This window comes from Tianweitania sp., assembly GCF_032053605.1.
Lineage (GTDB): Bacteria > Pseudomonadota > Alphaproteobacteria > Rhizobiales > Rhizobiaceae > Tianweitania.
Genome location: NZ_DAMBUH010000131.1, coordinates 1 through 7,386, shown reverse-complemented (window position 1 = coordinate 7,386; position 7,386 = coordinate 1). Strand labels below are relative to the sequence as shown.

General features: G+C 62.4%; 5 protein-coding genes. 3 read left to right on the top strand and 2 right to left on the bottom strand.

All coding sequences use genetic code 11. The features are described 5' to 3' along the window. The 3 genes from RTX98_RS18695 to RTX98_RS18685 form a co-directional block, all read left to right on the top strand. A partial coding sequence (locus tag RTX98_RS18695) for a valine--tRNA ligase (RefSeq protein ID WP_312798309.1) occupies positions 1 to 2,199 on the top strand: 2,199 nt, incomplete at its 5' end. Positions 2,200 to 2,313: 114 nt separating this feature from the next. Continuing rightward, complete coding sequence (gene ilvD, locus RTX98_RS18690; RefSeq protein ID WP_312798307.1) at positions 2,314 to 4,152, top strand: dihydroxy-acid dehydratase; 1,839 nt, start codon at positions 2,314 to 2,316, stop codon at positions 4,150 to 4,152. Between the two features lie 337 nt (positions 4,153 to 4,489). Next, positions 4,490 to 5,308 carry a tetratricopeptide repeat protein gene (locus RTX98_RS18685; protein ID WP_189503221.1) on the top strand — a complete coding sequence of 273 codons (819 nt, stop codon included), beginning with the start codon at positions 4,490 to 4,492 and terminating at the stop codon, positions 5,306 to 5,308. Positions 5,309 to 5,366: 58 nt separating this feature from the next. On the opposite strand, the gene purB is transcribed toward RTX98_RS18685, so the two are convergent. Then, positions 5,367 to 6,668 carry an adenylosuccinate lyase gene (gene purB / locus RTX98_RS18680; protein ID WP_312798304.1) on the bottom strand — a complete coding sequence of 434 codons (1,302 nt, stop codon included), beginning with the start codon at positions 6,666 to 6,668 and terminating at the stop codon, positions 5,367 to 5,369. A gap of 50 nt (positions 6,669 to 6,718) precedes the next feature. Next, positions 6,719 to 7,386, bottom strand: a 668-nt coding sequence (locus tag RTX98_RS18675; protein ID WP_312798303.1) for a P1 family peptidase, incomplete at its 5' end; no start/stop codon positions are given.

The window sequence follows — 7,386 nt, the reverse complement described above, 5'->3', positions numbered from 1 at the left end:
GCGACCACGCGTCCGGAAACCATGCTGGGCGATGGCGCGGTGGCCGTGCATCCTTCGGATGAGCGCTATGCGTCGATCGTCGGCAAGCTGTGCGAAATCCCGGTCGGCCCGAAGGAATATCGCCGTCTGATCCCGATCATCGCCGACGAATATCCCGATCCGACCTTCGGTTCGGGCGCGGTGAAGATCACCGGCGCGCACGACTTCAACGATTATCAGGTCGCCAAGCGCAACGACATCCCGCTGTATCGTCTGATGGACGGCCAGGCGCAGATGCGCGCGGACGGCGAGGATTATGCGCGCGAATCGCAGAGGGCGATGAAGATCGCGCGTTCCGGCGAGCTGCCGAGCGAGTCTGATGTCGACGGCATCAACCTCGTGCCGGAAGAGTATCGCGGGCTCGATCGTTATGAAGCGCGCAAGCGCATCGTCGATGCCATCAATGCAGATGGTTTGGCGGTGACGCGGCTCGATGAGGAAGGCAATGCCGTTCCTTATGTCGAGTCCAAGAAGATCATGCAGCCGTTTGGTGACCGCTCCGGCGTCGTGATCGAGCCGATGCTGACCGACCAGTGGTTCGCCGACGCCAAGACCCTGGCGGAACCGGCGATCGCGTCGGTGCGCGAGGGCCGTACCAACTTCGTGCCGAAGAACTGGGAAAAGACCTATTTTGACTGGATGGAGAACATTCAGCCCTGGTGCATCTCGCGCCAGCTGTGGTGGGGTCACCAGATCCCGGCCTGGTATGGTCCCGATGGCACGGTGTTTGTCGAGAAGGATGAGGAAGCCGCGCTCGATGCGGCGGTTCAGCACTACCTGGCGCATGAAGGTCCGTGGAAGGCCTGGGTGCAGGAGCGGCTGGAGAATGCGGAGCCGGGCTCGATCCTGACCCGCGACGAGGACGTGCTCGATACCTGGTTCTCGTCGGCCCTTTGGCCGTTCTCCACGCTTGGCTGGCCGGACGATACGCCGGAACTCGCCAAGCACTACCAGACTGACGTTCTGGTGACCGGCTTTGACATCATTTTCTTCTGGGTTGCCAGAATGATGATGATGGGTCTTCACTTCATGGATGAAGAGCCGTTCCACACGGTCTACGTGCATGCGCTGGTTCGCGACAAGAACGGCGCGAAGATGTCGAAGTCCAAGGGCAACGTCATTGATCCGCTGGAGCTGATCGACGAATACGGTGCCGACGCGTTGCGCTTTACGCTGGCGATCATGGCCGCGCAGGGACGCGACGTGAAGCTCGATCCCGCGCGTATCGCCGGCTACCGCAACTTCGGCACCAAGTTGTGGAACGCGACGCGCTTCGCCGACATGAACGGCGCCAAGCGCAATGACGCATTCTGGCTGGCCGACGCCAAGCTTCCGGTCAATCGCTGGATCCTGACCGAGCTGACCCGCACGTCGCGCGAGATCACCGATGCGATCGAAACCTACCGCTTCAACGAGGCGGCCGGTTCGGCTTATCGCTTTGTGTGGAATCAGTTCTGCGACTGGTATCTCGAACTCTTGAAGCCGGTCTTCATGGGTGAAGACGAAGCGGCCAAGGCGGAAAGCCAGGCTGTCGCGGCCTTCGTGCTGGACGAGATCTACAAGCTGCTGCATCCGTTTATGCCGTTTATGACGGAAGAGCTGTGGGCGCATACGGCGCGTGAGACGGAGCGTTCGACGCTGCTTTGCCACGCCGAATGGCCGGCACCATCCTTCGAGGATGCGGACGCTGCCGCCGACGTGAACTGGCTGATCGATCTGGTGAGCGGCATCCGTTCGGTACGCTCCGAGATGAACGTGCCGGCCGGCGCGGTCGCGCCGATCGTCGTGGTGGATGCTTCGGCTGAAACCAAGGCGCGTTTTGCCCGGCATGAGAGTGCGGTGAAGCGGCTGGCTCGCGTCAGTGAGTTCGCTTTTGCCGACACCGCGCCCGGGCAATCCGCGCAGCTGGTGCTGGGCGAAGCCACGATCTGCTTGCCGCTCGGCAGCCTGATCGATGTTGGTGCCGAAACCGCTCGCCTCACCAAGGAGATCGGCAAGGCTACCGCAGAGATCGAGCGCATCGACAAGAAGCTGTCCAACGAGAAGTTCGTCGCCAATGCGCGCGAAGATGTCGTGGAAGCCGAGCGCGAAAAGAAGGCGACCCTGACACAGGACGTGGAAAAGTTGACCGCGGCCCTTCAAAGGGTCCAAAACACCTGAGCCGCATGATGAAGTTGCGGGCATTGGGCACGCGACTTCATCAAATCGCCCTTAAGTCATGCGAGCGCCCTTCAGACCTCGGAGGCGGGGTCGCTAAAAAGACGGACCTAGACCATGCCTGCTTATCGCTCCCGCACCACCACTCACGGCCGCAACATGGCCGGCGCTCGCGGCCTTTGGCGCGCGACGGGCATGAAGGACAGCGATTTCGGCAAGCCCATTATTGCGGTGGTCAACTCGTTCACGCAGTTCGTGCCGGGCCACGTCCACCTCAAGGATCTCGGCCAGCTCGTTGCCCGCGAGATTGAAGCGGCCGGTGGTGTCGCCAAGGAGTTCAACACGATCGCCGTCGATGACGGCATCGCGATGGGCCATGACGGCATGCTTTATTCGCTGCCGTCGCGCGAGCTGATCGCCGACAGCGTGGAATACATGGTCAACGCGCATTGCGCCGACGCCATGGTCTGCATTTCCAATTGCGACAAGATCACGCCGGGCATGCTGATGGCTGCGATGCGGCTCGACATTCCCGCCGTGTTCGTGTCGGGCGGCCCGATGGAAGCCGGCAAGGTGGTGCTGCAGGGCAAGGAACATGCGCTTGATCTGGTTGACGCCATGGTTGCTGCGGCGGACGACCGCGTGTCGGAAGAAGACGTCAAGGTCATCGAGCGCTCAGCCTGCCCAACCTGTGGTTCCTGCTCGGGCATGTTCACCGCCAATTCCATGAACTGCCTCACTGAAGCGCTCGGCCTGTCGCTGCCGGGCAACGGTTCGACGCTGGCTACTCATGCCGACCGCAAGCGCCTGTTCGTGGAAGCCGGCCACTTGGCCGTGGATCTGTGCCAGCGCTACTACGAACAGGACGACGACAGCGTGCTGCCGCGCAACGTCGCCAATCGCAAGGCGTTCGAGAACGCCATGACGCTGGACATTGCGATGGGTGGTTCGACCAACACCGTGCTGCACATTCTGGCGACGGCGCATGAAGGCAAGATCGACTTTACGATGGACGACATCGACGCGCTGTCACGCCGCGTGCCGGTTCTCTGCAAGGTCGCGCCGGCTAAGAACGACGTGCATATGGAAGACGTCCACCGCGCCGGCGGCATCATGGCGATCCTTGGCCAGCTCGACAAAGCGGGCTTGATCAATCGTGACAGCCCGACCGTGCATAGCGGCACCATCGGCAATGCGATCGACCGCTGGGATATTTCGCGCACCACGCAGGACAATGTCCGCAACTTCTATATGGCGGCTCCAGGCGGTGTGCCCACGCAGACCGCCTTCAGCCAGGATCGCCGCTGGAACGACCTCGATCTAGACCGCGAGACCGGCGTCATCCGCAGCGCCGAGCATCCATTCTCCAAGGACGGCGGCTTGGCCGTGCTCAAGGGCAACATCGCGCTGGATGGCTGCGTCGTGAAGACGGCTGGCGTCGACGAGTCCATCCTCAAGTTCACCGGGCCTGCCAAGGTCTATGAGAGCCAGGATGCGGCGGTAAAGGCGATCCTCAGCAATGAGGTGAAGGCTGGCGACGTCGTGGTCATCACCTATGAAGGCCCGCGCGGCGGTCCCGGCATGCAGGAAATGCTGTATCCGACCAGCTACCTGAAATCGAAAGGCTTGGGCGCGGCCTGCGCCCTGCTGACCGATGGCCGTTTCTCCGGCGGCACGTCGGGCCTGTCGATCGGCCACGTTTCGCCGGAAGCAGCCGAAGGCGGCTTGATTGGGCTCGTTCGGGAAGGCGACCAGATCGCAATCGATATTCCGAACCGCACGATCGACCTTCTGGTGGATCAGGCGGAACTCGATCAGCGCCGGGCCCAGCAGGACCAGTTCGGCTGGAAGCCGTCGCAGAAGCGCAAGCGCCAGGTATCCGATGCCCTGCGTGCCTACGCGCATTTCACCACGAGTGCCGCCCGAGGCGCTGTTCGCGTGGTTCCCGAAGAGTAAAGATCTCCACATATTAGAAGAAGGGCCGCAGCAATGCGGCCTTTCTGCTTTCTGGCCTGTAAAACCCTCGTGCTCATCTCGTTGCGATTCAGCAACACTCCTTTGACCAACCTCGTCTATACCTGCTGCCGGGGAACACACGCCCATTTCCTGCCATAAACCCGGCGCACCTCGGAACCTGTTCGATCGTGCAAAGGGGGCTTGGCTCGATCGGCGTATGCCGCACTTTGCGGCCGGGGTAGGTATGAACGCACGAGTAGTATCAGGGTTGTGTTTTGCGCATTCGGGTGCGGCTCATGCTGCTGTCTGCATGTCCGCTTCGACCTTTGCGTCAGTGATGAACAAGCGGCCGCGCAGGGTACCTGCGGGCGCGACGCGGGCATTCCTGCTTGCGGCGGCGGTTGCTTGCGGGTCCTTTGCCGGAACGGGGACGGCACGCGCTTTGGACGAGAAGAAGGTGGTTGAGCCGGGCTCAAGCCCGTGGGCCGTCTTCAAGTTCGGCTTTTCCGCTTACAAGAGCGGCCACAAGGACCAAGCCGTCGAAGCCTATCGCTATGCCGCTGAAAACGGCCAGATCGGCGCACAGTGGAAACTGGCGCGCATGTATGCCGAAGGCGACGGCGTCGGCCGCGACGATTACCAGGCCTTCAAGTTCTTCTCCGAGATCGCGCGCCAGGAAGTCGAGCCCGGCAGCCCGGAAGACACCTACATCTCGGACGCACTGGTTGCGCTCGGCCGCTACCTGAAGTCCGGCATTCCCGGCAGCCCGGTCGATGCCGACCTTTCGGCGGCCAATGATTATTACATGCGTGCCGCCGCGACCTATCGCAATCCGGACGCGCAATACGAAGTCGGCAAGATGTATCTGCAGGGCGATGGCGTTCGCTCGAACATCCGTCAGGCCGGACGCTGGCTGCAGCTTGCAGCCGAAAAGGGCCATGCCGGCGCGCAGGCCACGTTGGGCAATCTGCTGTTCCACAGCGGCAAGGTCACGCGCGGACTGGCGATGATGACGGCCGCTCTTGAGCGCGCCGCGCCGACGGACCAGCCCTGGATTCGCGGCATGCAGGAAGAGGCGTTCGCGCTTGCCGACGAACGGGATCGGCGCAATGCGATCCTCCTTGCGCAGGACATGCTGACCAAGGGTTCACGGTAAAAACAAAAAGAGCGGGCTTTGACCCGCTCCTTGCTTATCCAGTCCGTGCGTCCGACTTTCAGCCGAACACGCGCTTGAAGATCGTGTCCACATGCTTGGTGTGGTAGCCGAGATCGAACTTCTCGCGGATTTCTTCTTCCGACAGTGCAGCCCGCACTTCCGTGTCGGCCAGAAGCTCTTCCAGGAAGTCCGCGCCCTTTTCCCAAACCTTCATCGCATTGCGCTGCACGAGGCGATAAGCGTCCTCGCGGCTGGTCCCGGCTTGGGTGAGTGCCAGAAGCACGCGCTGGCTCATGACCAGTCCCTTGAACTTGTTCATGTTCTTCAACATGTTCTCAGGGTATATCACCAGCTTCTCGACCACCCCGGCAAGGCGGTTCAGCGCGAAATCGAGCGTGACGGTCGTGTCCGGTCCGATGGCGCGCTCGACGCTGGAATGGCTGATGTCGCGCTCGTGCCAGAGCGCCACATTTTCCAACGCAGGCACAACCGACATGCGCACGAGACGGGCGAGGCCGGTCAGGTTTTCGGTGAGCACGGGGTTGCGCTTGTGCGGCATCGCGGACGAGCCCTTCTGGCCAGGCGAGAAGAACTCTTCCGCTTCCAGAACCTCGGTGCGCTGCATATGTCGGATTTCGATCGCGACATTCTCGATCGAAGACGCGATGACGCCGAGCGTCGCGAAATACATCGCATGACGGTCGCGCGGGATGACCTGCGTGGACACGGGCTCGGCGGTCAGACCCATGGCGGCGGCGACATGCTCCTCGACGCGCGGGTCGATATTGGCGAAGGTCCCGACGGCGCCGGAAATCGCGCAGGTGGCGATTTCTTCGCGGGCTGCCAGCAGCCGTGCCTTGTTGCGGTTCATCTCGGCATAAAAACGCGCGAAGGTGAGGCCCATCGTGGTCGGCTCGGCATGGATGCCGTGGCTGCGGCCGATGCGAACAGTGTCCTTGTGTTCGAAAGCGCGGGTCTTGAAGGCGGCCAGCACGCGGTCGAGACCGGCAAGCAGAATGTCGGTGGCGCGCACAAGCTGGATGTTCAGCGTCGTGTCGAGCACATCAGACGAGGTCATGCCCTGATGGATGAAGCGCGAGTCCGGGCCGACGAATTCGGCGAGATGGGTCAGGAAGGCGATGACGTCATGCTTGGTGACGGCCTCGATCTCGTCGATGCGGGCGACGTCAAAGGTGGCCGCATTGCCTTTTTCCCAGATGGTCGCTGCAGCTTCCTTGGGGATCACGCCGAGTTCGGCCAGGGCGTCACAAGCATGCGCCTCGATCTCGAACCAGATCCGGAACTTGGTCTCAGGCGACCAGATCGAAACCATTTCCGGGCGGGAGTAACGCGGGATCATGCGGGACCTCTTGGGCTAAAAGCGGGCTCTACCAGAGTGCGCCGCGTGGCTCAATGTTGGCCGTATAAGCGTCCCCAACTCGGCATGAGGTCACCGGCGGCTTCGGTAGCCGCATGAACGCCGCGTGCGATGGCGCGGGCCATGGTGGATGCAGCGGCGGCGTAGAACGCGATGGCGTCTTCAGGTGGGACGGGAGCGGGCTTGGCACCGGTCGCAAGCGCAAACACGAGGTCGCCGTCCATCGGCGTGTGCGCAGGCCAGATGGCGCGGGAAAAGCCATCATGGGCAGCAATGGCCAGCCGCTTGGCGGAGGCTTTGGTGAGCGCGGCATCGGTGGCGATGATCGCGATCGTGGTGGCTTCCACCGGCTGCGGATCTCGGAACTTCAGGCGTACGGCACTGGCATCGGCGGGCAGGGGATGCGGGTAGGGCACGCCACCGAACTCGCCGTTCATCTCGAAGGGTGCTGCCCAGAACGCGCCTCGGTTGCCGACCGTTGTTCCGCCAACCGCATTGACCGCGACCAAAGCCGACACCGTATGGCCGCTCGGCAGAACAGTGGAAGCGGAACCGAGGCCGCCTTTTAGGCCGGCGGTGAGGCATCCGATACCGGCACCCGCCGTGCCGAGGGTGAAGTCTTGCGCCGCGTTCTTTGCGGCCTCGTAGCCGAAGTCGCGATAGGGCGGATAGCGGCCCCAATCCTTGTTGCCGCCATTGG

Coding starts and splice junctions, on each gene's coding strand:
- RTX98_RS18685 (WP_189503221.1), top strand. CDS start 4,490: ATGAACAAGCGGCCGCGCAGGGTACCTGCGGGCGCGACGCGGGCATTC.
- purB (WP_312798304.1), bottom strand. CDS start 6,668: ATGATCCCGCGTTACTCCCGCCCGGAAATGGTTTCGATCTGGTCGCCT.
- ilvD (WP_312798307.1), top strand. CDS start 2,314: ATGCCTGCTTATCGCTCCCGCACCACCACTCACGGCCGCAACATGGCC.